Annotated in this window: 28 protein-coding genes and 1 pseudogene; 18 read left to right on the top strand and 11 right to left on the bottom strand. The window is 66.6% G+C overall.

Going from position 1 to position 24,336, the window contains the following annotated elements; all coding sequences use genetic code 11:
• The first annotated feature begins 208 nt into the window (after positions 1–208).
• The 4 genes from VJT49_RS18875 to VJT49_RS18890 all read left to right on the top strand — a co-directional run bounded on the left by VJT49_RS18875 (position 209) and on the right by VJT49_RS18890 (position 3,313).
• Positions 209–532 carry a transposase gene (locus VJT49_RS18875; protein WP_324166163.1) on the top strand — a complete coding sequence of 108 codons (324 nt, stop codon included), beginning with the start codon at positions 209–211 and terminating at the stop codon, positions 530–532.
• Positions 532–1,452, top strand: a complete 921-nt coding sequence (locus tag VJT49_RS18880; protein WP_324166164.1) for an IS3 family transposase — start codon at positions 532–534, stop codon at positions 1,450–1,452. Before VJT49_RS18875 ends, VJT49_RS18880 begins: the two co-directional genes overlap by 1 nt.
• 321 nt (positions 1,453–1,773) lie before the next feature.
• Complete coding sequence (locus tag VJT49_RS18885; RefSeq protein WP_324166165.1) at positions 1,774–1,974, top strand: hypothetical protein; 201 nt, start codon at positions 1,774–1,776, stop codon at positions 1,972–1,974.
• A gap of 1,108 nt (positions 1,975–3,082) precedes the next feature.
• Positions 3,083–3,313 (top strand): hypothetical protein, encoded by a 231-nt coding sequence (locus VJT49_RS18890; RefSeq protein WP_324166166.1) that lies wholly within the window; start codon positions 3,083–3,085, stop codon positions 3,311–3,313.
• A 237-nt stretch (positions 3,314–3,550) separates the two neighbouring features.
• Here the strand turns inward: VJT49_RS18890 and VJT49_RS35320 are convergent.
• The 3 genes and pseudogenes from VJT49_RS35320 to VJT49_RS18900 all read right to left on the bottom strand — a co-directional run.
• A pseudogene (locus VJT49_RS35320) lies at positions 3,551–3,673 on the bottom strand (hypothetical protein); the annotation flags it as partial.
• A gap of 101 nt (positions 3,674–3,774) precedes the next feature.
• A complete protein-coding gene (locus tag VJT49_RS18895) occupies positions 3,775–4,824 on the bottom strand; it encodes an acyltransferase domain-containing protein (protein WP_324166167.1) in 1,050 nt (349 codons plus the stop codon).
• Positions 4,825–4,847: 23 nt separating this feature from the next.
• Positions 4,848–5,114, bottom strand: a complete 267-nt coding sequence (locus VJT49_RS18900; protein ID WP_324166168.1) for a hypothetical protein — start codon at positions 5,112–5,114, stop codon at positions 4,848–4,850.
• A 225-nt stretch (positions 5,115–5,339) separates the two neighbouring features.
• Here VJT49_RS18900 and fabG point away from each other — a divergent pair, with 225 nt between their 5' ends.
• On the top strand, positions 5,340–6,125 hold the full coding sequence (fabG, locus tag VJT49_RS18905; protein ID WP_324166169.1) for a 3-oxoacyl-ACP reductase FabG: 786 nt from the start codon (positions 5,340–5,342) through the stop codon (positions 6,123–6,125).
• 13 nt (positions 6,126–6,138) lie between these two features.
• Positions 6,139–7,113, top strand: coding sequence for an aromatase/cyclase (locus VJT49_RS18910; protein WP_324166170.1), 975 nt, complete (start codon positions 6,139–6,141; stop codon positions 7,111–7,113).
• A gap of 338 nt (positions 7,114–7,451) precedes the next feature.
• Here VJT49_RS18910 and VJT49_RS18915 read toward each other — a convergent pair whose 3' ends face one another.
• Genes VJT49_RS18915 through VJT49_RS18925 form a run of 3 tightly spaced genes read right to left on the bottom strand, consistent with a single transcriptional unit; the run spans position 7,452 to position 10,905 of the window.
• Positions 7,452–8,402, bottom strand: coding sequence for an aldo/keto reductase (locus tag VJT49_RS18915; protein WP_324166171.1), 951 nt, complete (start codon positions 8,400–8,402; stop codon positions 7,452–7,454).
• Positions 8,399–9,610: a pitrilysin family protein gene (locus VJT49_RS18920; protein WP_324166172.1), complete on the bottom strand. Its 1,212-nt coding sequence runs from the start codon at positions 9,608–9,610 to the stop codon at positions 8,399–8,401. Before VJT49_RS18920 ends, VJT49_RS18915 begins: the two co-directional genes overlap by 4 nt.
• A complete protein-coding gene (locus VJT49_RS18925; protein WP_324166173.1) occupies positions 9,607–10,905 on the bottom strand; it encodes a pitrilysin family protein in 1,299 nt (432 codons plus the stop codon). Before VJT49_RS18925 ends, VJT49_RS18920 begins: the two co-directional genes overlap by 4 nt.
• 226 nt (positions 10,906–11,131) lie before the next feature.
• Between VJT49_RS18925 and VJT49_RS18930 the strand changes: the two genes are divergently transcribed.
• From VJT49_RS18930 to VJT49_RS18985, 12 genes are all read left to right on the top strand, one after another.
• Entirely contained in the window at positions 11,132–11,398 is a 267-nt protein-coding gene (locus tag VJT49_RS18930; protein WP_324166174.1) for a hypothetical protein, read from the top strand.
• A gap of 266 nt (positions 11,399–11,664) precedes the next feature.
• A complete protein-coding gene (locus tag VJT49_RS18935) occupies positions 11,665–11,934 on the top strand; it encodes a hypothetical protein (protein WP_324166175.1) in 270 nt (89 codons plus the stop codon).
• A 147-nt stretch (positions 11,935–12,081) separates the two neighbouring features.
• Positions 12,082–12,930, top strand: coding sequence for a hypothetical protein (locus tag VJT49_RS18940; RefSeq protein ID WP_324166176.1), 849 nt, complete (start codon positions 12,082–12,084; stop codon positions 12,928–12,930).
• Positions 12,927–14,591, top strand: a complete 1,665-nt coding sequence (locus tag VJT49_RS18945; RefSeq protein WP_324166177.1) for an ABC transporter ATP-binding protein — start codon at positions 12,927–12,929, stop codon at positions 14,589–14,591. Before VJT49_RS18940 ends, VJT49_RS18945 begins: the two co-directional genes overlap by 4 nt.
• A complete protein-coding gene (locus tag VJT49_RS18950) occupies positions 14,588–15,574 on the top strand; it encodes an alpha/beta hydrolase (RefSeq protein WP_324166178.1) in 987 nt (328 codons plus the stop codon). Before VJT49_RS18945 ends, VJT49_RS18950 begins: the two co-directional genes overlap by 4 nt.
• 69 nt (positions 15,575–15,643) lie before the next feature.
• The gene (locus VJT49_RS18955) at positions 15,644–16,192 is read left to right on the top strand and encodes a DUF5819 family protein (RefSeq protein WP_324166179.1); all 549 of its coding nucleotides are present in this window, start codon (positions 15,644–15,646) and stop codon (positions 16,190–16,192) included.
• Positions 16,193–16,242: 50 nt separating this feature from the next.
• Positions 16,243–16,836 (top strand): response regulator transcription factor, encoded by a 594-nt coding sequence (locus VJT49_RS18960; RefSeq protein ID WP_324166180.1) that lies wholly within the window; start codon positions 16,243–16,245, stop codon positions 16,834–16,836.
• A complete protein-coding gene (locus VJT49_RS18965; protein WP_324166181.1) occupies positions 16,833–17,213 on the top strand; it encodes a thiol-disulfide oxidoreductase DCC family protein in 381 nt (126 codons plus the stop codon). Before VJT49_RS18960 ends, VJT49_RS18965 begins: the two co-directional genes overlap by 4 nt.
• A 156-nt stretch (positions 17,214–17,369) precedes the next feature.
• On the top strand, positions 17,370–17,621 hold the full coding sequence (locus VJT49_RS18970) for a hypothetical protein (RefSeq protein WP_324166182.1): 252 nt from the start codon (positions 17,370–17,372) through the stop codon (positions 17,619–17,621).
• A 33-nt stretch (positions 17,622–17,654) separates the two neighbouring features.
• Positions 17,655–17,915, top strand: coding sequence for a hypothetical protein (locus VJT49_RS18975; protein WP_324166183.1), 261 nt, complete (start codon positions 17,655–17,657; stop codon positions 17,913–17,915).
• 195 nt (positions 17,916–18,110) lie between these two features.
• Positions 18,111–18,683, top strand: a complete 573-nt coding sequence (locus tag VJT49_RS18980) for a hypothetical protein (protein ID WP_324166184.1) — start codon at positions 18,111–18,113, stop codon at positions 18,681–18,683.
• Positions 18,684–18,779: 96 nt separating this feature from the next.
• Positions 18,780–19,889: a helix-turn-helix domain-containing protein gene (locus VJT49_RS18985; protein ID WP_324166185.1), complete on the top strand. Its 1,110-nt coding sequence runs from the start codon at positions 18,780–18,782 to the stop codon at positions 19,887–19,889.
• A 6-nt stretch (positions 19,890–19,895) separates the two neighbouring features.
• On the opposite strand, the gene VJT49_RS18990 is transcribed toward VJT49_RS18985, so the two are convergent.
• The 5 genes from VJT49_RS18990 to VJT49_RS19010 all read right to left on the bottom strand — a co-directional run bounded on the left by VJT49_RS18990 (position 19,896) and on the right by VJT49_RS19010 (position 24,265).
• Positions 19,896–20,537: a helix-turn-helix transcriptional regulator gene (locus VJT49_RS18990; protein WP_324166186.1), complete on the bottom strand. Its 642-nt coding sequence runs from the start codon at positions 20,535–20,537 to the stop codon at positions 19,896–19,898.
• Positions 20,538–20,690: 153 nt separating this feature from the next.
• Entirely contained in the window at positions 20,691–21,857 is a 1,167-nt protein-coding gene (locus tag VJT49_RS18995; protein WP_324166187.1) for a helix-turn-helix domain-containing protein, read from the bottom strand.
• Positions 21,858–21,875: 18 nt separating this feature from the next.
• Positions 21,876–22,967 (bottom strand): cytochrome P450, encoded by a 1,092-nt coding sequence (locus tag VJT49_RS19000; protein WP_324166188.1) that lies wholly within the window; start codon positions 22,965–22,967, stop codon positions 21,876–21,878.
• A gap of 91 nt (positions 22,968–23,058) precedes the next feature.
• A complete protein-coding gene (locus tag VJT49_RS19005; protein ID WP_324166189.1) occupies positions 23,059–23,619 on the bottom strand; it encodes a hypothetical protein in 561 nt (186 codons plus the stop codon).
• Positions 23,620–23,749: 130 nt separating this feature from the next.
• Entirely contained in the window at positions 23,750–24,265 is a 516-nt protein-coding gene (locus tag VJT49_RS19010; protein ID WP_324166190.1) for a LuxR C-terminal-related transcriptional regulator, read from the bottom strand.
• Positions 24,266–24,336: the final 71 nt, after the last annotated feature.

The following is a 24,336-nucleotide window of genomic DNA, read 5'->3' on the forward strand; positions in this document are numbered from 1 at the left end:
ACGACCGGTGTCGGGCGCCCCCTATACCCCGGGACCATGGTGCTCACATGACCGACATCGAAACTTCGGCCACCACTGCCATCTTCCAACGGCGGGTCCTGCTCCCCGGTGCAACATCCCATCTCCGGAGTTCTGGGTAACTGAGGTTCCCCCCGGGGAGTGGACACCGAGTTAGCAGGACCTTGGTCCTGCTGGAAGGATGTCCGTCATGCCTCCTCGCAAGCGTCGGTCGTATACGGCCGAGTACAAGGTCGAGGCTGCGCATCGTGTGATCGATTCCGGCCGCACGATCGCTGAGGTTGCCCGCGAGCTGGGGATCGACGCGGGGATGTTGAGTGTCTGGGTCAAAGACGAGCGGCGCAGGATCGCCGCCGCCGAGGTCGGTGGGGACAAACCCCTGGAGCCCGCCGAACGCGCCGAGCTGCAGCGATTGCGCAGGCAGGTCGCCGAGCTGGAGAAGGACAATGCCTTCCTGGTAAAAGCCTCGGCGTACTTTGCCGCGATGCAGAAGAAACCACACGGTTCGCTCTGATGGCCAAGTACGCCGGCCCCGACCACAGCGCCGAGACCGCCGGCACCACCTCGCCAGAGGACACGCGATTTTCCGTCCTGCGCATGGCGCGGCTGCTGGGCGTCTCCAGGGCCGGCTACTACGCGTACGTGAAACGCGCCGCGGCGGCGCCGTCGCCGCGGCGGCAGCGGCGCGCCGATCTGGCGGTGAAGGTCCTGGACGTGCACACCGGGTCCGAGGGCACGTACGGGTCCCCGCGGATCGCCAGCGAGCTGCGCGACCGCGGCGAGGTGGTGAGCGAGAAGACCGTCGCGGCGATCATGGCCGAGATCGGGATCGCCGGCATCAGCCCACGCACCTTCAAGGTCCGTACCACGGTGACCGACCCGACAGCGTCGTTCCCACCGGACCTGGTGGCGCGGTGCTTCGACCAGGGGCGGGTCGATGCGGTCTGGCTGACCGACATCACCTATCTCACCTGCGGCGAGGGAGACATGTTCTTGTGCGCGATCCGGGACGGGCATTCCCGCCGCGTGCTCGGGCACGTCGTGGCCGACCACATCGGCGCCGACATGGTGTGCCAGGCCATCGACGCCGCGGTGGCCTGCCGCGGCCGCAGCGTCGCCGGCACGGTGCTGCATTCCGATCGTGGCGGGGAGTTCACCGCGGCGTTGACCGTCGCGGCGTGCGCCCGGCACGACCTGAAACGGTCGATGGGCGAGACCGGGATCTGCTGGGACAACAGCCCCGCGGAATCGTTCTGGTCGACGTTCAAACACGAGTACTATTACCGTCACACCTTTGCTACCAAGGCAGAACTTGTTGCCGCGGTTGACAAATGGATCGGACGATACAATAATCAACGGCGTCACTCCGCTATCGGGATGCTCAGTCCTGTTTGTTATGAGCAGTCCCTGACAGGCGCAGCGAAAGCTGCTTGAAGACCTGTCCACTGCTCGGGGGGAACCTCAAGAGTCATGGCAGCCCTCCGCAACCCGGCGATTGGAGCAATCCGCCTCCTTGGACGCACCGACATCACCGAAACAACCCGATGCGCCAGCCGCGTCATGCAGCGCCCCTTCGAAATCCTCGGCCTCCACTAACCGATCTTGAAACGACCGTGCGGGCAGGAACCCGGTAAAATTCACACCCTTCCTGCTGCGCACTTGCGGGCACGGAAGGTGGACCCAAGAAACGTGAACGACGTGTGCTCGTACAGTAGTAGCAACGATTGGAGTAGCCATGAAAAAGATCGAGTTGCCGTGAACCAGGCCATGGAACCCATGGAACCCCTCACGGTCCCGACAAACCGGCAAGCGGTGGCCTGCATCTATTTCGGCCTTGGTCTCCAGGCCGTGAAGAGCCTTTTCGGCCATTCCGATGAGAAGTCCGCCAGCGTGTCCTCCCTGTCGCTGAACGACCTCGACCAGTTGTCGGTCGACGACCTCATCGCCGCTCGCTAACTCTGTGCACAACCGCAGCTCCAGGGCGCCTCGGGGAGGTCGAAACGCCCCGAGGCGCTTGCCGCGCGCCACGGTTTGCCGCCTACCGAGCCCGCACACCGAGGTAAGCGGGCACGTTCAGCGGTTTCCAGCCACCCGCTCTTCCGGGCTATAGCGCGTTTCGGCAGGCCCACGGCACAGTTGCGGCAGCGCGGCCGCGATGGTTTCGCCCGCTGCGCCGAAGACGGACCGGTAACGGCTCACGACCGCCTCTTTCCTGACCGGGTGGAGCGTCGGCCAATTGCCCCAACCGTTCCATGAGCGTGGCGGCGGCGTCGGCGTCGGCAGCCACCCCTGCGATCACCGCGGCGGCGATCTCACCGACGCTGTGGCCGAGCAACGCCACCGGCTCGATGCCCGCCGCGCGAAACCGACATCTGCGGGAGCTCGTGCTGCTGATAACGATACGCCACACCCGCCTCGGACAGATCATGCCCGCACTCGCAACACCCCGGTGGGAATCGGTCGACGCGCTCGGCCGGATTGTCGACGAACGCCAGATTCGTTCCCGGCGTCCCTGGCTGCTTGCCCTTTCTTTCGCTTCGGCTTCTCACCACGCCGCGCCGGCTTGGGCACTGGAGGTGCCCTGCCCTGATCATCATCCGTCGACGGAGGAGACGAGGAATTGCCGAGGTACGGGGACAACAGATGTTCCAGCCTGGCCAGCCTCGAGCTCAACTGCCCGGTGACCCCCAGCAAATCCGCGACCTGCCCCGGGGGGCCACGATCTGCGTATCCCGCTCAGCGAGCAGGATCAACTCCTCGCGAGACAACTCGTCCAACGCACCACCCGAAGATCGGGCTACAACCACCGTGATCAAGCCACCAAGCCCGGCCAGCACGTTCAACACGCCGGCGAATGTTCACGAGCACGATTGCTTCTCCTCAGGCGGCGGAGACGGCGCGGCGATGTCGGGAAGCAGCACCTGAGTTCGGCCTGCGCGTCCGAGATACCCGTTCTACGCATGCACGTAAGGCGGAGGAAATCAGCAATTCTGCTGCAGCGGGAGCGACGATCAGCCGAATATAGTGAAAGCGCACTTGTTTGGTAGCAACGATTGGATTAGCCATGAAAAAGATCGAGTTGGCCGTGAACCAGGCCATGGTGGAGACCATGGAACCCCTCACCGTCCCGACAGGCCGGCAACCGGTGGCCTGCCTGTACGTCAGCCTTACTGTCTGGGCCGCGGCCGCGTATGGCCTTTTCGGCCGTTCCGACGAGAAGTCCGACAACGTGTCTTCCCTGTCGCTGAACGACCTCGACCAGTTGTCGGTCGACGACCTCGTCGCCGCTCGCTAACTCGGTGCATGGCCGCGGCTCCAGAACGCCTCGGGGAGGTCGAAACGCCCCGAGGCGCCTGGCCGCGCGCCACGGTTGCCGCCTACCGAGCCCGCACATCGAGGTAACCGGGCGCATTTCGGCGGTTCCAGCCACCCGCTCTTCCGGGCTATGGCGCGTTTCGGTAGGCCCACGGCACAGTTGCAGCATCGCGGCCACGATGATTTCGCCCGCTGCGCCGAAGACGGACCGGTAACGGCTCACGACCGCCTCCTCCCTGACCGGGTGGAGCCGGTTTTCGCCGGCGTGCAGGCGAATCCGTCGCACGTTCCCGGAAATTTCGAGACGACGCCGGAGAAGATCGACGACCTGGTCGTCTACACTGTCTGTCTCCGTTCACGACGCGGCTACCCGGCGGTCGGTGCGGTCGGCTCGCGAAGCCGGGGGTGGCTTGTCCGCCACGGTGATGCTCCTCTCGGCTTTCACAGTGGGTTGCTTATCTCCGGCACTCCGGCCGAACACGAGCCCCGTTGCGGGCACGACACCCTGATCTGGTCCAGAGTCGCGGCGAGATGTTCGGCACCACCGATGGTCCGCACCTGGCGCGGCAGCAACGCGAACGCCTGGCCGCCCGAGCGGGTGATCAGCGGGTGGCGGCGGACCAGAGCGGTGAGCTGCCACGGACCAGCTTCGACGAACGCGCACGGGCCCGACCTGGCGATGGCGTCGAGTGCTGTGGCGAAGAAGACGGTCCTGGCGGGCTGGGCGGCCCAGAAACCGGGGTCGGTGGCTTCCCGGCCCAGCAGGGCTCCCGTATATCCGGAATAGAGCGGCAAAGCCGGAAGCGACAGGCTCATCGACTCGAGCGCGGACAGGCTCCGGGCCGCCAGCGGCGCCAGCACCGGGCTGTGGAAAGGGATGGCCACATGGACCCGCTGGGTGATCAATCCCGCCTTCGCCAGCCGGAGTCGCGCCCGCTCAAGTGGTTCGTTCGGTCCGGCCACCATGATCTGTTTCGGGCCGTTCACCGCCGCGAGGCTCACGCCGTCGCGGAGCAGCGGCTCGACTTCGGTCGCGGACGCTGCGACCGCCAGCATGCCACCGGAAGGAGCGTCGGCCAATTGCCCCAACCGTTCCATGAGCATGGCGGCGGCGTCGGCGACGGTAGCCACCCCTGCGATCACCGCGGCGGCGATCTCACCGACGCTGTGGCCGAGCAACGCCACCGGCTCGATGCCGGCCGCGCGAATCACCTTGGCGAGCGCGACCTCGATGGCGAACAGCAAGGGCTGCGACCGGCGGAAGTCGTCGATGCCGACCACCGGGTCGTCGCTGAGCCAGTCCGCCCGGATCGCCTCGCCCTCACCGCCCCAGAACTCGAAGATCGCGTCCATTGTCACGCGGAACGGCTCGTGCCGACGGTAGAGATCGACCGCCATGCCCCGGCGCTGCGCACCCTGACCCGGGAACAGGAGCACGACCCCGCCGGCCGCGCGCACGGAAGCCGGCGGTCCGGTATCGGGCTCGACCACCGGTTGCGTTGCTCTTCGCATCATCACCTCCGGTTCGGATGGGCCTGGTCCGCGGCCCGTCTGCTGCCGTCACACATCCGGTCGTCGTCGCCGGAATCCCCACCGCGCCCGTGGTCCATCGCGGACGTTCCAGGATCTCGATCACCGGCGGTCTCCAGCCACGCCGGGGAGGCGTGTCCGGGCTCCTCGAACCCGATGTCGGTGACGTCCCCGTCCATGGCTCTCCCGCCGTCGTCGCCGGCACATCGGCGCATGGTGTTCTTCGCCTCGTCGACGGTGAGCTTGCTCATCGGCGCACTCCTTCGTCCTGCGCGGGCTGCCAGGGAAAGGATCGGCACGCCCGCTTGTGTCGGGGAGGAGTCGCACTGGAGAGTCCGCATTGGACGGTCAAGCCATAGTCATGCGCCGTCCAAGCGAGCCGTGGCAAAGTCAGCTGATCACGGCCCGGGACCCGCCCCGGCGCAGCGGGCGAGCGTGGTGGTGCCACCAGAACCAGTCACGAGAAGAGGCTTGGCGTGTACGACGCAGCAGCGAAGACAGCGCTGGTGACTGGCGGCACCAGCGGAATCGGACTGGCCGTGACCGGGTTGCTGGCGGGCAAGGGATTCCGGACTTTCATCTGCGCACGCCACGCGGACACGGTCGACGCGACCGTCAAGAAGCTGCGGGAACAGGGACTCGATGTGGACGGAGTGGCCTGCGATGTGACCGATACCGCCAGCATCGCCGCCTACGTCGAGACGGCGAGGCACCGGTACGGCCGGATCGAGGTCCTGGTCAACAACGCCGGCTGCAGTGGCGGCGGGGTCACCGCGGAGATCACCGAAGAACTATGGCTCGACGTCATCGACACCAACTTGAACAGCGTTTTCCGCGTGACCCGTGAGGTGCTGATCACCGGTGGGATGCTGGGGCTGGGTGCGGGACGGATCGTCAACATCGCCTCGACCGGCGGCAAGCAGGGGGTCGTGCTCGGCGCGCCGTACTCGGCGTCGAAGCACGGCGTGGTCGGCTTCACCAAGGCGCTCGGCCTCGAACTGGCCAGGACCGGGATCACCGTGAACGCTGTGTGCCCCGGATACGTCGACACCCCCATGGCCGAGCGGGTACGCCACGGTTATGCCGAAATGTGGGGAATCGACGAAAGCGAAGTCCTGGAGCGCTTCAACGCCAGGATTCCGCTCGGGCGCTACACCCTGCCCGGGGAGGTGGCGGGGATGGTCGGCTACCTGGTCAGCGACGACGCCGCGGCGGTGACCGCGCAGGCGTTGAACGTCTGCGGCGGGCTGGGCAACTACTGAGAGAAGATCCGACATGACACCTCGCCAGCACACGACCCGGCACTCGACCGTGGTCGACGCCGACGTCGAGTCCGTGTACAGGCTCATCGAAGACGTTTCCGTCTGGGCTGCGATCTTCGGGCCCACCGTTTACGTGCATCCCATGGCGCGCAACGGGAACCGGGAACGGTTGCGGATCTGGGCCAGCCTCAACGGGAAGGTCACGTGCTGGACCTCCGTGCGCACCCTCGATCGGGAGAATCGGTGCATCAGCTTCGAGCGGGAGCACCCGAAGGCACCGCTGGCCCGCATGGGCGGCCACTGGGAGTTCCGTGCCGCATCGCGGGGTGGCACGGAAATCGTGTTGCACCACCATTTCAGCACCGTGAACGACAGCCCGGAGTCAGTGGACCGGGTTAGTCGCGCGCAGGAGGAGAACAGCACGGCCGAGCTGGCCGCGCTGGGCAAGGTGACCGACAAGGGGCATCCTGTCCGGGACATCCTGTTCACCTTCCACCACAAGACGACGGCGAGCGGATCGGTGGCCGACGCCTACGACTTCGTCCACCGCGCCGAACACTGGCCCGCTCGGTTGCCGCACGTCGCCCACGTGCGGCTCACCGAGGAAGGGCCGCGTGTTCAGAATCTCGAGATGGTGACAAGAGCGCCTGGCGGGCAGACGCAGACCACCGACTCGGTCCGCGTGTGCTTCGCCAACGAGATGATCGCTTACAAACAGCGGGCGCTGCCCGTCCCCTTGATCGGGCACGGTGGACGGTGGAAGTTCGGTCAGGCGGGCAACAACATCGTGATCGAATCCGAGCACACCGTGCTGCTCGACCCAAGCCAGGTGAGGGATGTGCTCGGTGCCTCCGCGACGGTTGGGGACGCGCGAGTGTTCGTGCGCGACGCCATCGAGCGGAACAGCAGGTTGACCCTGTTGCATGCCAAGGAGTTCGCCGAACGCGCGAGGACCGCACCTGTGCCGGGGTATTCGGCGTGGGCGTGAACTCTGCCGCCAAGGTGCGGGAGGTCGCCGACGGCACGTCGTCAACACGCACCACCATGGCGGCCACACGTTCGGCAGCCGCGTGTTCGGTTCGTCGGTCACCGTCATTACCCAAGATCTGGCAACCGCGGAGATCGTGAACGCTGGGCTGGGCCTCACCCAGCTCTGGCCGGTGGTAAAGCGGGGCGAGCTCGTCGGCGAGCCGTGCGATCCGCCCGGCGTCGCCGGAGCGCAACTCGGCGAACACATGCGCCCACGCCTGCCGCGGCGTTCCGGCGACGAAGGCGTCCATCCGCCAGGACCGGGGAAGCGCTTTACTGGACCAAACAGGGCATGCTTCAGCCCGCTGTGTCCAGGCGGGCCCGGTGCTCCTCGGACAGCTTCAAGTTCCCAGCGGCGAGGCATTCGTCAAGCTGCTCGACCGTGCTCACCCCGATGACGGGCAGCACCGAAGGCATCCCGCCGATCATCCAGGCGAGCACGACCTGGTTCACCGTCACGCCGATCTCCCTGGCAACCTCCGCCAGCGCGGCCAACCGGGCGGCGTTGCCCGGATCGTGGTAGTGCGGCAGCAGCGGGCGGTCGGGACGGGAGTACGCCCCGGACAACAGCGGTGAGTAGCCGAACAACGTCAGATCGGGATTAGCGGCGACGTAGTCGAGGAGGTCCTGGCCGGCGGGGAGCTGGCCACCGAAGAACACCCCGGGCCGCGGTCTCAGGTAGGTGTAGCGGTACTGGAGGCAGTCGGCCCGCGGCCAGTCGTTCTCCTCCGCGATCGCCCGGGCGCACTCGACACGGGCGGTCTGGTAGTTGCTCAACCCCAGTCGACCGACCAGCCCCTCCCTGGCGAGCTCCGCGAAGGCGGAAACCGTCTCCTCCAGCGGCACCGCCCGGTCGTCGATGTGCGCGTACAACAGATCGATGCGCTCGGCGCACAGCCGGCGGAGGCTGTCTTCGGTGGCTTGGCGGACCGCCTTGGCCGACAACCCTTCTTCCTGTGAGGGCCAGGGTTGCATCGAAGTATCGTGACGCAGACCGATCTTCGTCGCGACCACGACGCGGTCCCGGCTCGTCCCGCTCCGGAGCCATTTGCCGACGACCTCTTCGCTCTCGGCACCGCTGCCTACCCAGGTGCCATAGCAGTTCGCGGTGTCGATGACCGTCCCGCCCGCCTCCACGAAGTGGTCGAGCAGCCTGCCCGCGGTCGGTTCGTCGATACTGGTGCCGAAATGCATCGTGCCCAGGCAGAGCGGAACCCCGGAAGCACGCATCTTTTCGCCAAGCGTCATTGCCTCTCCCCTAACTGCTTGCTGACCTTCGCCACGTCGCCGAATACGACGCCGACGGAACGTTCCGGTCTGAAGTAGCGAGCCGCTGCGTCGCACACCGCGCCGAGGGATATCGACGCCAGCCGCTCGTCGTAGCCGGCAAGCCAGTCCAATCGCAGGCTGTGGGCGGCCAGATCGGCGACGAGATCCGCGAGCCCGGATTGCGTCGACGCTCTCATCCGCAGCCTGCCCCGTGCGTACTGGCGTGCCCGGTCGAGTTCTTCGGCGCCCAGATCCGAAAGGCTCGCCAGCTCGCGATCGATTTCCCGGACCGCGGCACCGGCGAACTCGGTCGTGACGTCCACCGACACCAGCACCAGACCCACGCAGCGCGCGCTCACCAGTGCCGAACCCGGCCCGTAGCAGAGTTTTTTGCGCTCCCGGAGATTTTCCGTGAGTCGTGCGCAGAAGTAGCCGCCGAACACCAGGTTCGCCACCACCAGCGCCGGATAGTCCACGTCGGTGCGCGGCGGACACCCCGGCAGCGCGATCCGGATCAGCGTCGACGGTCCCCGCCCGTCGACCAGTTCAACAGGACCGGGTCGGGGTTCGGGAACGGGCCGCAGATCGACGTCGGGCGCCTCGCCTTGCCAGCCGGCCAGCGCCTCACCCGCGATCTCCACCGCCACGGCGGGGTCCAGGTCGCCGGTAAGCACGAGGGTGGCTCCCGACGGGCGCACACGCTCGGTATGCAAAACCCGCAACGCGTCCGCGGAAACCGCGGCGAACTGCTCGGGGGAAGGCAGGGGGAGCCCGTATGGGTGCTGACCGTAAAGGCGGGTGTTCAGCGCATCCAGAGCCAGAACCACGGGCTGCGCCTTTTCGATCCGCGAGCCCGCCACCACCCGGCTCCTGACACTCATGAATTCGTCGGCCGAGTAGCCGATGAGCCCGTCCGCCAGGTCTTTCAGGAACACCGGGAGGTCCTCGGCGAGCGCGTGCCCGGAGATCCGGAGGAAGTCCGCGTCGGCCGAGACCGCCCAGTCCCGGCCGGCGCGGACCAGGAGGGTTTGCGCCAGCAGCAAGGTTTCCGCGGGCGGGGTGCGTGCGAACGGGATCGACACCCGAATCTCCACCAGCGAGACCGAGTTCCGCTGGACGGCGACAACGGTGAGCCCGCTGGGCAGCCGCCGCTCGAGTGACGGCGGGACGGCGATTCGCGCGATCATCCGGCCTCCCCGGTCCGGCTGTCCTGAGGCGCCGGAACGATCTCAACCGTTGCCCGCCGGGCCGCCACGAGCGTGGCCGCGGCAGCCGAGACGTCGTCGGGAATCACCGCTCGCAACAGTTCCGGCAACCTGACGATCAGTGAGATGTCGTCGCGTTGAAGCGCGAACACGGTCAGCTGCCTGGCACGTCCCGCCACCGGGTCCCATGCTCGCAGGAGCAGGGTGCACAGCATGCGCTGGACCGCCGCGAGCTCACCAGGTGAGAGGCCCTCGGTGGCCACCCGGTCGAGCTCCTCCTCGGTGACGGCCATGACCTTGTCGATATCCTGTCCGGGTGCCAGCACGGCTGAGATCGTCAGCCCGCTCGGGTCGCGGAGGCAGAACGGGTCACCGGCGAGCCCGACCGAGCAGGCGATGTCCAGCACCGAGGCGTCCTGCCGTACCAGCCGTTCCGGTAGCCGTGCCGATCGGCCGAGCCCCAGCACCCCGGCCAGGACCACGAACGGCAGGTAGCCGTCCAGATCGCGAATCGGGTCGGGAACCCGCCAGCCCGAGGCGAATGCGGGCGCCGGCACGCGCGGATCGGGCAGACGGACCCAGCGCTCGGCGGGCAGATCCGGCTCGCCGAAATCCACCGGCTCCGGGACGGGGCGCGCCGGAACGCCGCCGAAGTACCGCTGCACGAGGGTTTCCGCCTCGTCCGGGCGAAAGGCTCCGGTGATGGCCAGTGCCGCGTTCCCGGGCGCGTAGAAGCGCTGAAAGAAGTCGTTCGCGTCACCGACGGTCACCGCCGAAAGCGTTTCCGCGCAGCCGTACCCGTCGTGGCTGTTGGCGAACGTGTCGAACAGGACCCGGGCGAGCGGCACGTGGGGAAAGTCGCCGAAGGGCCGGCCCAGTACCGCGGTGCGGATCTCGTGGGAGACCACCGCCACCTGGTCGCGCAGCGCCTCCCCGGTGATCAGCGGATGCCGCATCCGGTCCGCCTCGAGGGCGAGAACCTCCCCGAGCGCTCCCTCGGGCACAGCCTGGTAATAGGTGGTGTGATCAAGGTGCGTGGTTCCGTTGAACGTACCGCCCAGACCCTGTATCCGCCGCGCGTGGACGCCGTTCCCGAAACCGCCGGACCCTTGGAACATCAAATGCTCGAAAAGGTGGGCAAATCCGGCACGGTCGGCCGGTTCGGATCGGCTGCCGACATCGTAGGAGACCGCGACGCCGACCACTCCGGCGCGGGGGCTGGGGCCAAGGACGACGCGCAGCCCGTTGGAAAGTGCGAACAACTCTGGTACGGCCACGCTGGCGGACGCTACCTTGAGGGTCGCGGAAAGCCAGCCCTGGAGACGGTCACCCGAAAACCGCGTAAAAGTTCCGTGAGAACGCGGGGTATGCACCGGAACCTTGACCTTATGTCCGAATGGCACGAATCAAGGAATCGATATTGCGGTGGATGCGCGGCCGACAGACAGCATGTCAGCCTTGGCCGGGACATCCGTCCCAGGGAAGTAAAACCATGGAGGAAGAATGAACCGAATCGAGGCCGCCGCCAACACACCAGGCCGCGACGAGATCACGATCTCGTCCAGCGATGAACACGTTCTCGTGGCATGCACCCCGGCCGTGGCAGCCTGCGGCGCCATTTTTGGAGCCATTTTAGGCGCCGGCACCGCTTTCCTGGCGCATAACGGGTTCCAACCGCAGGACGATTCCGACGATCCCTCCCTGGCCCTCACGCCGGGCATGTCGGTCGGAGATCTGTTGCGTTCGCGTGAGGCCGCCCTCGCCGGCTGACGAACGAACCCTGCCCAGCCGCCGCGCCGGAAACATCTCCGGCGCGGCGGTCGTGCGTTTGCGCTCCGGTTTTCGTTTGCGGGAATCGGCCCGCCAGGACCGTACGCAAACTGCGCACAGTCTCCCCAAGAACGCGGAGTGCGTGTCCAACCGCAGCGGGTCTACTTGTAGGGAAGGAGAGAATCGACATTTTGGTTGATGCGCGACCGACAACTCGAATGCCAGTCTTGACACCCCCGTTCGGGGAAAACAACTATGGAGGAAGAATGAACAGAATCGAGATCGCCGCGAATTCCCGAATTGACGAAATGGCGGCTTTGTCCGGACCCTCTCGTGATCGTGTTCTGGTGGCGTGCACCTGGGCGTACGCGGCCGGGGCGGTCGCCGCAGGCCTTGCGGTCGGTTTCGGCGCGGCCTTCGGCATCACCCACGGCTACCAGTCGCAGACCGACATCGACGATCTCTCCCCCGCCCGGACGACGGACATGTCGGTCGCGGACCTGCTGCGTGCGCGCGAGGACACCCTCGCCGCCTGACACACAAACAGTGCGGTCAGGCCCGCGGTGAGGGAGGACACGCCCGCGCCGCCTTCTGAACAACACCGTGACAACCGCCGTGCCGGGGACGCCATGACCGGCTTCCCGGCGCGGCGGATTCCAACCCTGACACAGTGAGGTGTTTCAATGCCGGTCAGCGAAATGATCACAGACAGCGCAGTGATCAAGGGTAGCAAGATCGACTCCGCCTTGCGGGAAACCGAGTTGATCGCGTCCGCCGGGATCATCCTGAGTTCGCTCGAGTACCTGTGCCAGCCGAGCGAGTTCGAGGGAAAGGGCGGCCTGTTGAGCTGGGAGCTCTGGCGGACCAGGTACCGCTGGGCCTCAGGGGAGAAAGCGAAGCATCTTGATCGGCTGTTCAAACCCCCTGGCGTGCACGCGCTGATCGGCTTGCGGCTCGCCGCGGCGACCATCACGGTCACACCGGGCGTCAACCCGCGGGCGAAGGCACTCGCCACGGCGTATCTCGCGGTGACGAACCTCGTCCTGCAGATCCGTAACAGCTACGGCATGGACGGGTCCGACCATATGAACGGAATGGTCTATTCCGCTTTGGCCGTCGCCCGGGCCTTTCCGAAGGACCAGCGGATCAAGGAGATCGCCACGCTGTTCATCGCCGCCCAGTCCTGCCTGTCCTACCTGTCGGCCGGCGCGGCCAAGCTCGTGTCGCCGTTCTGGCGCGACGGCACCGCCATCCAGGGCATATTCCGCACCCGCTCGTTCGGGCAACGGCACCTGAGCAAGCTGCTGCGGAAGTATCCAGTGCTGGCCACAGCCGGTGGCTGGGCAACCGTGCTCGGCGAGATGCTGTTCCCGCTGGTTATGGTGGCCAACAAGCCCACCGCGCGCGCCCTGCTCGGGACCGGAACCGCCTTCCACATCGGAAACGCGCTGTTCATGGGCCTCAACCGGTTCGTGTGGGCGTTCGGTGCCACTTATCCCAGCATCGCCTACCACGCCAAGAGCCTGGGATGAAAAACCTCTACCGCGCCGCTTTGGCCGTGCTGCTGCCCCAACGCAGCACCCTCGCGTCGGGGTGCGCACTCGGCCTGGTCAGCACGGCCATCGTGCTGTCACAGCCGATGTTGATCGGCTCCGTCGTCGGGAAAGTAACCGGTAACCAGCCCGCGACCTCCACGATCCTGTTGCTGATCGCGGTGTTCGCGGTCGATCTGGTGGTCGCCGGGCTCGAAACGTATCTGCTCGCCCGCGCGGGCGTTTCGCTGGTGTTCGGCACGCGGGGCATCCTGGTGCGCAAGCTCCTGCGCGCGCCGGTATGGGTGCACCTCGGCAAGCGCCGCGGTGACCTGTTCACCGGCACGGTGGGCGACACCGACATGCTCCGAACCTCGCTGACCCAGCCGATCGCGAACATGATCGCCGGTGCGACGATGGTGCTCGGGTCCGTGGTCCTGATGCTGATCATCGATCCGGTGCTGACCGGGTGCACGCTGCTCGGGGTGGCCGTCGCGACGAGCCTGAACGTGCTGGGCGCCCGGTTCGTACGCCGGGCGATGGTGGACGCCCGCGAGCACGTGGGCCGGTTCGGCGCGTCGCTGGAACGCGTACTGAGCGCGCTGCCCACAGTCAAGGTGAGCCGCGCCGAGGACCGCGAGGAACAGCGCGTGCTCGCTCATGCCCGTGACGCGTACCGGGCAAGCCTGCGGGGCGCGCGGCTGGAAGCCGGATTGGCACCGCTGGCCACCCTCGCCGTGCAGGGGTCGTTCGCGATCGTGTTCACCGCCGGCGCCTACCGGATGGCGAACGGCGCGCTGTCGGCGGCGGCGTTCGCCGCCTACCTGCTCTACCTGCTGTACCTGATCGCGCCGCTGGTCACCGTCTTCATGTCGATCGGGCAACTGCAACTGGGCCTGGCCGCAGTCGGGCGGGTCACGGCCATCGCCTCGCTGCCCGACGAACGGAACGACCGGCGAGAACCCGAGACACAACCGGTTCTGGCCGCGACCGGACCGGTGCTGAAGTTCGACCGGGTGTCCTTCGGTTACCCGGACCGGGGTCCGGTCCTCACGGACGTCTCCTTCGAGATACCGCGGCGCGGGGTGACCGCGCTGGTCGGCCCGTCCGGAATCGGCAAGACCACGGTCTTCGCGCTGCTCACGCAGTTCTGGCCCGGCTACAGCGGGCGGATCGAACTCAACGGCGTCGACATCCGGACCCTCCCTCTGGACTCGGTTCGCCGGAAGATCGGCTACGTCGAGCAGGACGCCCCGGCGCTGCAGGGCACGATCCTCGACAACTTGCGCTACGCCGCGCCAGACGCCTCACCGTCCCAGATCAGCGAAGCGATCGAGCTCACGGGGCTGAGCGAATGGATCGACAGCCTGGAGCACGGCGTGGAGACGCAGATCGGTGACGGGGGCGCGGCCATCTCGGGCGGCCAGCGGCAGCGGATCGCAATCGCCCGGATGCTGCTGGCGGAGCCTGAAGTGCTCCTGCTGGACGAGGTCACCTCCCAACTCGACAGCGACACGGAACACGCGCTGCTCGCGTCCCTGGTCGAGTTGGGGCAACGGTGCGCGGTGGTCGCCATCGCGCACCGCAATTCCACCATCGCAGGCGCAGATCGGGTCATCGCGCTGTCCAGCGAAGGTTGCCTGTTGAAAGGAGCCGCATGAACAGACTGCGAGGGCTGGGTTTCGGCACCCTCTCCGGAGCCACCCTCCTGGCGGCCGGAATCACCTACGAAAAGGTGTCCGCACGTCGGGATGAAAAACGCTTTCCTGGTCTGGGGACACGGATGGACGCCGGGAACCTGATGCTGCATGCACGTGTACTGGGCACCGAGCACCATCAAAGCCCCACGGTGGTGTTCGAAAGCGGGCTGTCGACGCCACTGGAAGCCTGGGCCCGAATCCAACCCGAGGTGGCCAAGCTCGCCAGAACGCTTTCCTACGATCGGGCCGGACTGGGCCGGAGCGACGCGGGAGCGTCACCGCGTACCGCCGAGCGGATCAACCGTGAGCTGGCCCAACTGCTATCCAATTTGGATTTACCGAAACCCTGTGTACTGGTCGGCCATTCCTACGGCGGCCTGCTCACCCGGTGCTTCGCCGACCGGTTTCCCGAGACGGTGGCCGGCATCGTGCTGCTCGATTCCGCACATCCCGACCAGTTCCAGCGGTCCACAGCGCAGCGGATGGGTCTGCAGATCATGCGAAGCACGATCAGCCAGGACGCGTTCTGGTCTCCCGTCGGCCTCACCCGCATCCTGACGAAACGCCGAGTATCACAGCAGATCAAGGATCTACCCGATGAGCACCTCGCCGTAGCCACGGCCCGGCTGTCCTCGGCACACAACTTTCGCGGCACGCGGTCGGAACTGGATGGCTGGCTGGACCACGTGAACGCCGAGACCCGCGAAACCGTGGTACCGGATGGCTGCCGGCTGACCGTGGTCACCGCGGGCAAGGTCGCCGCCAGCGATCCGGCACACGCACAACTCCAGCGAGAACTCGCGGGATTGGCGAAAGGAAGCAGGCACGAGGTCCTTGCCGATGCCGAGCACATGCAACTGCTCACTCACCCCGAACACGCTTCCACCGTCGCGAAGATGATCTGTGAAATGGTCCTCGCGATCCGCGAGTCGCCCACAGCATGACGTTGCCATGCCGCGGGTGCGGTGGGAACGGTTTGTGACAAGACCAACACACAGCGAACGGAGTGCGAAATGATCCGATCACTCGGTGGCCGGCTGCTGCGAGCAGCCGTGGGCGCCATTTTCGGAGCCTGGTTCGTGGTTGTCACACTCAGCCAGGATCCACGCCGAAAATGGGATAAACTGCGCAACTACGACAAAAGTGGGGCACTCGTGCCCGACTGGCGTTTCTTCGCTCCCCACCCGGGCATGCACGATCATGACGTGCTGGTCCGGGACGAACTCCCCGACGGTTCCATGACCGAGTGGCGTCAGGCCACCAGCATCGAGGAGCGACGACTGAGTCACACCTTGTGGTACGTGGACCGCCGGAAGGAAAAGGCGCTCCTGGACGCTATGACCGGTTTGATAAAGATCACCGAGCAGGAAGAATTCAAGAACAACAAGGAGGCTCTCCAGGTCACCATTCCGTACCTGACACTCCTGAACCATGTCACCTATCGGGTTCAACACCACCCGGAAGCGAAACGCACGCAGTTCATAGTGGTGAACTCGGACGGGTACGCCGAAGAGGAAGAGCCGAACATGATCTTTTTGTCGAATCCGCATCCGCTGACCTGAAGGCATGGCTCGTCGTGGAATCAAGTCAAGTCATCCTGCTCGGTGATTTCGTGGTCGAGCAGGACAGTTGGAACCGCGTCCACGGCGCCGCTCCCGACATACCTGAGTTCGAACAGCGAACCGAGCTCACCGGTGACTTCAACCCGGAATCGGCGGTGGTCGTGCTGGTCACCGCCGAGACCTTTCTCGCCACGGCGGTCAGACGGCTCCGGAAATCGCGTGGCGGAGTGATCAAGGTGGGCAGCGCCGCGACTCCGGACGATGTCCTGCGCGCGCTGGAGGCCGGCGCCAAGGGATTCGTCCAGACGGAAAGCCCGGTCGAGGAACTGATCACCGCTATCCGGGCCGTAATAGCCGGATACCATTTCGTGCCGCCGGCCTTCCTGCCCGCCCTCGCGAACACGATGTTGGCGATCCTGTCGCGCGACCGGCGACCGAGCTGCCGAAAGATCTTGACCGACCGTGAGTTCGATGTACTCGGCATGCTTGCAAAAGGGTACACCAACGCCGAAATCGCGGAGCGCCTGTACATCTCTGTCGCCACCGTGCGCACCCATGTAATGGCCGTGCTCCGCAAGATCGGCGCACGCAACCGTACCGAGGCGGTAGCCATGGCGAACCAGAAAGGATTGCTGCTTCCATGACCGGACTACCGTTGCTCATCTTCGACGGCGACTGCGGTTTCTGTACCCGCAGCGTCCTTTACCTGTTTCGGCATGCCCGGCCGCGTGCCGAGGCGATCCGGTTCCAGCAGCTCGACCTCGGTTGCTGGGGGCTGACCGAAAGCCGGGCCCGGTACGAAGTGCTCTGGGTGGACACCGATGAATCCGTTCTCGGCGGGGCGCGTGCCCTTTTCCGCCTGCTGCGCACCGGCCGGCCGTCCTGGGCGGCCACCGGTCGCGTACTGGACACCATTCCACTCCGGTGGCTGGCGCACGCCGCGTACCGGTTGATCGCGGACAATCGGCATAAACTGCCGGGCGGCACTGATTCCTGTGCCATCCGTATCGCCCCGCCATAGCCTCTCGCCACCGGCGAATTCGGACCCTGAGCAGTGAAAACTCAGCCCTTCGGTTGAGGCCGGGACCAGGCGGGGCCGCTAATCTGAATTCATGCTCGCGATGGTCGCGAGTGTCAGAAAATCGATAATCGCCTGGAACCGGAGGACCGCGAAGATATGAACCGTCTTGAAGAGGCCGCGAAGAAATCGCACATCGAGCGCCTGGCAGCACCCGACTCGGAAACTTTGGTGGCGTGCACTCTCGCCCTTGTCTTCGCCGGCGCCGCCGTCGCATGCGCCGGTGCGGGCTTCGGCGTTCTGCACTCCGTGCTCGGCAAGCACCTTGTCGTGGAAAGGATCCCGGAGACGACGCCTTCCCACGCGGACACGATGTCCGCGGACGACCTCATCGCACAACTGCCCGCCTGACACCCTGAAGCACACCTACCCATGGAGGTCAAGATGAACCGTCTGGAACTCGCGGCGAAAAATTCGGAACTGACGGAGGCGGTCAAGCCGCTGGTGGGGGAAGCCAGGGCAACGCCGGTGGCGTGCACGCCCACCACCGTTGCCCTGGTCGTCTGCTGCTTCAACGTCGGGTTCATTGCCGGCAAAGCCGCCTTCGGCCATAACGAGGTCTTCGACCACGTCCCGGCGACCACGCCGAGAGGCCTGGACACGATGTCGGCCGACGAGATCGTGGCCGCATACCTCGCCGCCTGACGACCCAGACGGACCTCGCCCCGAGGAAGCACTCCCTCGGGGCGAGGTCCGTCTGGGTCGCGAACAGGCAGACACGGAAGAATTTCCGCACATATCTGAAAATCCCCGCCAGGCCTTGCCCGCCGGGCAAGCCACGCGATAATTCAACGCGCGGATGTTGAAGACGACACGCGTGACGAAGGGCAGGCCCGCATCATGAGCACCTCGATGAAGAAGCTGCCGCACCGCATCGTCACCATCGTTGCGGCGGGTCTCGCGCTCGTCCTCCTACAGGCCGGGCCCACCGCCGCCAGCCCACTGGCCGGTTTCGCCGAACGCTCGGTCACCACCGCCGACGGCGACACCTTCCACCTGAAGCTCGCCGCGGCCCCCATCACCATTCCCTCTACCGGCGAAACGGTCGCGGTCGCGGGGACGAGCTACAACACTGCGCAGGGCATGTTCCTCGCGTCCTGCGTGATACCCGAAGGCGTCCGGTTGGGCGATCCCACAAGGTACACCGCCCTCCCGACCCCATGTCTCGGCGGCCGCGAGTCCACCGACGGCTCCGCCCGCCGCATCACCGACTCCGCCACCGGCACGCCGGGGGTCACCATCCCCTACCGCCCGGTAAGGTCCTTCCTCACCACCCTCAGCCTCAGGTCCAAGATCGCTGACGGCACGGTCCGCGATGTCGACGTGCGATGCGCGATCGTCACCCGTGCCGACCTCATGGCCACCGACGACCGGACCCACGACCAGTACATTCCGGTCCATTGCGGACGGTAAGCCTCCGCATCTCACGAACCACCGCCAAATGCCGCGTCAAGGCGGCAGACGGGACGTACTGGCGACGGGATGAGCCCGCGCGCGACGAAGGATCTCATGGCCCAGGAACCGAAACCACAGCTCACCGACTTGCTGCTCGCCGGGCTCTTGCCGCGGATTCAGACCGCACCTGACTCCTCCCGGGACGATCTCCGTGCCGCGCTCACGCTCGCGATCTCCGTCCACAGCGACGCGCTACGGTCCTCGATCGCCCGGCTCGACGGCCGGGACGCCGAGCTGCGCCGAGTCGGCCTGACCTGGGCCACCAAACGCCATCCCCTGGATCCCTTACTGGACCTGCTGAGCGCACTCACCGAGAAGGTGCTGGACCTCGACGGGCTCTCCCGGAAAACCCTGATCACCGAAACCGAGGGACAGATCATTGGTGCGATTCTGGCGGGTTTCCAGCGAGCCTACCAGTGGGCGCCGGCGGAGAAGTCCGGACTTCACGACCGGCACCTGCTCGCGACCGCACTGCTGTGGGACCTTGAGGTGACTCCCGCACACCAGCCCTTGCTCGCCGGAAGCTACGCCGTTGTCGCATTACGGCACCTCGGCCAGCCCGACCCGGTGTGCGAGGAGGATCGGCTGGTCGAGCAGTTCGACCAGGCCGGAGCGCCCGGCGTGCTGCCCTTCGTCACCGAATCACTCATCTACGCCCTCGTCCCCTCCCCGGAAAAGCGTCACGCCACGGAACTCGCCGGGAAGGTACACCGGGAACTTCCGGGGCAGGCGTGGCTCGCCGTCGCCTGGCGGCGCCGGGAGGAGGTGCCTTCCGGCAGGCACGAGGCGCGCGACGTCGCCAGGATCGTCGCGGCCTCGGAGCGACCGCCGGGCGTCTACCAGGTCGACGACGTGCTCGTGGAGTACGCGGTCCTGCAAGAACCGGCAGTGGCCAGCAGGCTCGTCAGAATCCTCGCCCCGATGACCAACCTGCCCATGCTGCTCGCCACGCTCAAGTCGTTCGTCGCCGCGAACGGCAACCGGAGCCGGGCCGCGGCCGAACTCAAGATCCACCGGAGCACCCTGGACTACCGGCTGCAACGTGTCGAACAGCTCACCGGCGTCGACCCGATCAATGCGGCCGGACTGCAACTGCTGTCCATCGCACTGACAACCTACACCGCGCTGCACTTCGACGCGCCCGAGCACGGGAAACCGGCCTGACTCGGCTTATGCCACGAACGCCTGGTCAACCCGAGGAGGCCACGTATCCGCCGCCAGGACGCCCGCGGAAAACGCCTTCGATATGAGGGCGATCCGGTTCGCCGCGCCGAGTTTTCGCAGCATGACACCGAGGTGGTATTCGACGCCCTGACGACTCAGCCTCACCTGACGCGCCAGCCGGGCCGTGGGCACGCCCACGGCGATACCCTCGAGAACCTGGGCCTCCAGCCAGGTAAGGGTCGGGTGCCCGGGCTGGTGAACGGCCGGGCCTTCGCGCCCCACCAGCGCCATGGCCAGGATGATCCGGACAGGCGAGGTCACCGTGTCCGGCAGGGCCAGCGCCGTGACGTCGGCGGTCAGCGTCATCCCGTTGGGGCGAATTATCACCACCTGGCCGGTCGCCTCGCCGTGATTGGTGCGGGCGAGCGCGCTCAACGCTTGACACGACGGGAAGCCAGGATGGAGGAACTGGAGTATGCCGCGATGGCACAACTCGAACCTCGGCACACCGAAAGCGGCGAAGAAGTCCTCCTCGGCGGTTAGCACGCGAAGCCGCGTGTCAAGACCCGCCACACACCATCGGCCCTCCCGTTCCCGGATGTCTTCGCAGCCCGGTCTGGGCACGTTCTTCCGTCGCGGCTCGATCATCTGGGCAACCTCGTACAAATCGGCGTCAATCTCACAGTCGCCCGGATGGGTTCGGCGGGTGACTACTTTCCGTTACCCTAGCCCACTGTGATCCGCGCCGCATCCGCAGAATTCGGATTCTGACGGCAAGCCGCCGAAAACCCGTGCGCCAGGTCAACGCAACAGAACCCGGCCTTCCTCTCGCTGACGGACAACCGGCGAGCGAGTCAGCGCGTAGGTGGTCATCGCCGCGCAGAGCACCTGAGCTCCCCGGTTGCTCATCGGATCGTGGCCGGTGATTTCCTCGATCCGGTGCACTCGGTAATCCAATGTGCTGCGGTGGACGAACATTTGTTTGGCCGCCTCGCTACGGTTGAAATTCGCTCGAATCAACGCCTCGAGCGTCTCCGACAGTACGGGGTGGGCCATGAGCGGTCTCACGAGGGAGACAAGACTCTTCGCGACCGTCTCGTTACGGCTGACCGCGTACTCCACGAGGCAGTCCTCCAGCCGGTAGACGCCGGGCTCGCGACCTCCCGCGACGACCAGGCGGAGGATGTCCGACGCTTCCCGGTGCCCGTCCGGAACGGCGGCGCGTTCGCGGGAGGCCACTCCCACCCACGCCTGCCCACCCAGCCGCTGCGCCAACTCGTCCACGACGCGACCGGTGCGCCGCGGGTCGCAGTCGGGGATCAGCGCGACGAACTCAGGGCCCGCCCCGACCAGTGTGCCGGGCCCCCCGCACTCCCGCACGATCCTGCCGAGCTGCGCCGCCGGCGCGTTCTCCCGCCGGTTCACCACAGCGATGAGGTACGCCTTGGCCAGCCGGGACTCGGCCTCCCTGGGCGGCTGCCAGCCTGCGATCAGGTCCGCCACCAGATCCCTGGTGACGCGGCGCATGGTCTGTTCGGTACGGACATGGGCCCGCCACCTGTTCGCTCCCGCCAGGAACTCCCGCAGCAACTTGTTGCTCGTGGTCACCAGGTTTCGAACATACGGCCCAGCCGCGCCCTGCCGGCCGATGAGAAGATCTGCCAGGCGAGTGGTCAGCTCACCGAACTCGGTGATCATCCGGTCGAGCGGCATTCCCGCGGCAGCCCAGGCCTCACCGATCGCCCGCACCCGTGCGCAGGAGTCCGCAGAAAGCTCACCACCCCGCTTCAGGGCGTGCGAGTAGTTGAGAGCCGCCTCTTCCAACAAGGCGCGCGCCGGCGTCGCGAGCGCATCCGGCGCGGTGGCGGCGAGCTGGTCGACGTGGTGCCGGAGCCACACGTCATCGTCGCATGATGTGAGCCAAAGCCCGGGGCGGCCGATCTCGTCAACTGCGATGATGTCGTTCATGATTCCCTTTGCTTTCCTTTACCAGAGCACCGGCAGAGCCGCGGGCGGAATCTCGGCGGAACCCACACGCGCCTCCACACGGTCGGGTGGAACAGCGAGCCGGAGTTTCGGAAGCCTCCGCGACAATTGCTCGAGAGCTACTTCGAGTTCCAAGCGGGCAAGCGCGGCTCCGAGACAGACGTGGATGCCGCGCCCGAAGGCGAGGTGCCGGTTCGGGCGGCGCGCGGGATCGAACTCGGCGGCCGCCGGGAACCCCGCCTCATCCTGGTTGGCCGAGCCGGTCGACACCAGCACGATGTCCCCGCGGCCGATCATCACGTCGCCCAAACGTGCATCCACCAGCGCCCGCCGCGAGCGCACGGTTTCGCCGAATGTGACGAATCGCAGGATCTCCTCGATCATCAGCTGCCGCGCACCGGGGTCGGCCGGGAGTGCGGGCACTGCCGGAAAGCGGGTCAGCAGGGCCAGCACGGCCTTGGCGATCGCCGCGGTCATCGTCTCGATACCGGTCACCAGCAACGTCGCACCGAGCTTGACCACCGCCTCGTCCGGTAACCCCGAGCCGTTGCGGGCCAGCGACGACAGCAGGTCGTCGGCTGGCCGGGCGCGCGTGCTCGCGACGACCTCCGCGAGGTAGCCGAGCATGTGCCGCTGCGCACGGTTCACCTCGTCGACAGGGTGGCCGAGCCCGCCCAGCGCCGGTTCCGCCCACGCGGTGAACCTCGCTTGCTCGGTGACCGGCAAGCCGAGCAGGTCGCAGATCGCCCGAGTGGCCAGCGGACCAGCGAAACCGGTGACGAAATCACTCGGTGGCCGGCGCAGGGCGAATTCGTCGAGCACGTCCTGGGCGGCGACGACCAGGCGAGGCCGGCGCCGTGCCATCTCCTTCTTACCCATCAGGGGCGTCAACGGTGCCCGCAGTGCGGTGTGTTCCGGTGGGTCGGTGGTCAACAGGAGGCCCGGCAACAGCGGACCGGAATGGATTTTCGGTGAGTCCGGCCAGGCCAGCGCCGCTTTGCTGAACCGGGCATCGGACAGGACGAGCCGGACGTCCGAGTAGCGGGTGACAAGCCAGGCGTGCTGCCCGTTCGCCAGGACGACCGGGCACACCGGTCGTTCAGCGCGCAGGCGGGCATATCCGGCAAAATTACCGTCTATTTTGGATGGATCGAGCGGGAAGGACAGCCTGCGGGGCCACCGATCACGCGATGACGGACCAGTTGGCGGCTGGCAAGTGCCGGGCCGCGTGGTCGAGGACATGGCTCACCTCCCCGCCCATGACGACGACCGGCACCCGTGCCGGTCCCAACGGCAGCACACAGGTGAGTGGGCGCACTCCCAACCGCTGCGCCCATTCGGCATATTGCTGCAAGGTCACCACCCTCAATGTGTCCACTTCGGACCGGGCGCGGCACCACATGCAGGCCGCGTGCACCAGCGCAAGGGAAACCCCGCTGCCGCGGCGGTCCGGTACGACCAGCTCCCGGCCGAACGTGAAGAACGGGAGGCCTCCTTCCGGTACCAGTTGGTCCGGACATCCGAAGTCGTCATGGAGCTCCGTGTCGCTCCCGACGTTGAACCTCACCCGGATGCTGCCCACCAGACGCCCGTCCTCGACACACACCAGGTGCGCGGCAGCGCGTTCGTCGTGCCCGTCCCAGGTGCTGACGCCCAGGCGGGTCAGCGTGGACTGGTAGTACGTGGTGCGCATGTTCAGCACCTCCGCGAGGCGTGGCAGGCTGTTGGCAACCCTGACCGCCATCACATGCCCATCCTTGGCATACCAAGCGATTTCGGGATCGATGAGGTCCAATTCGCGCTTCGCCAACCCGAACAGGTCCGACTCGCGCGGCGCGAAGCAGTCAGCCAGTGACCGAGATGCGACATCGGGCTCAGGCGACATATTCCGGCGACACTCTCGGTGGCCAGTTCCACCGGTTCAGCACGCCCATCGCGTACGCCTTCGACACGAGGGCCGCCCGGTTCGGCACGGCCAGCTTTTTCAGCATCGAACCGACGTGATAGTCGACTCCCTGCCGGCTCAAAAACAGCCGCATCGCGAGCCGGACAGTGGAGTCCCCGGCGGCCAGCCCCTCCAGGATCCGGGCATCGAGATCGCTCAGGACGAAGGTCGCCCGCGACGAGTTCGTTTCGTTGGTGACGAGCACGCAGATTGTTCCGACGCCCGGTTCCACGGCATGAGCGGTCACATCGGTGAAGTGCACGTCGCCGGCAAGGCTCACCAGGGGCGCGGTGAACCGGACCGGCCCCTCGTCGGGAGCATCGGAAAGCGCGAGGCGTACGTCCTTGCGGGCCATCGGATGGAACAGGTCCGGGAAGCAGGCGCCGACCACCTCCGTCTGTGAGGTGGCGAGCAGTCCGACGAACGCCGCGGTCGCCTGTGTCACCCGCAAAACGCTGTCGAGGCTCGCTATGGCGGCGCTCGGTCTCGCGAACGGAGGGCCAAGTGTGGCGGTAC

The sequence above is a fragment of the Amycolatopsis sp. genome, assembly GCF_035276945.1.
Lineage (GTDB): Bacteria > Actinomycetota > Actinomycetes > Mycobacteriales > Pseudonocardiaceae > Amycolatopsis_E.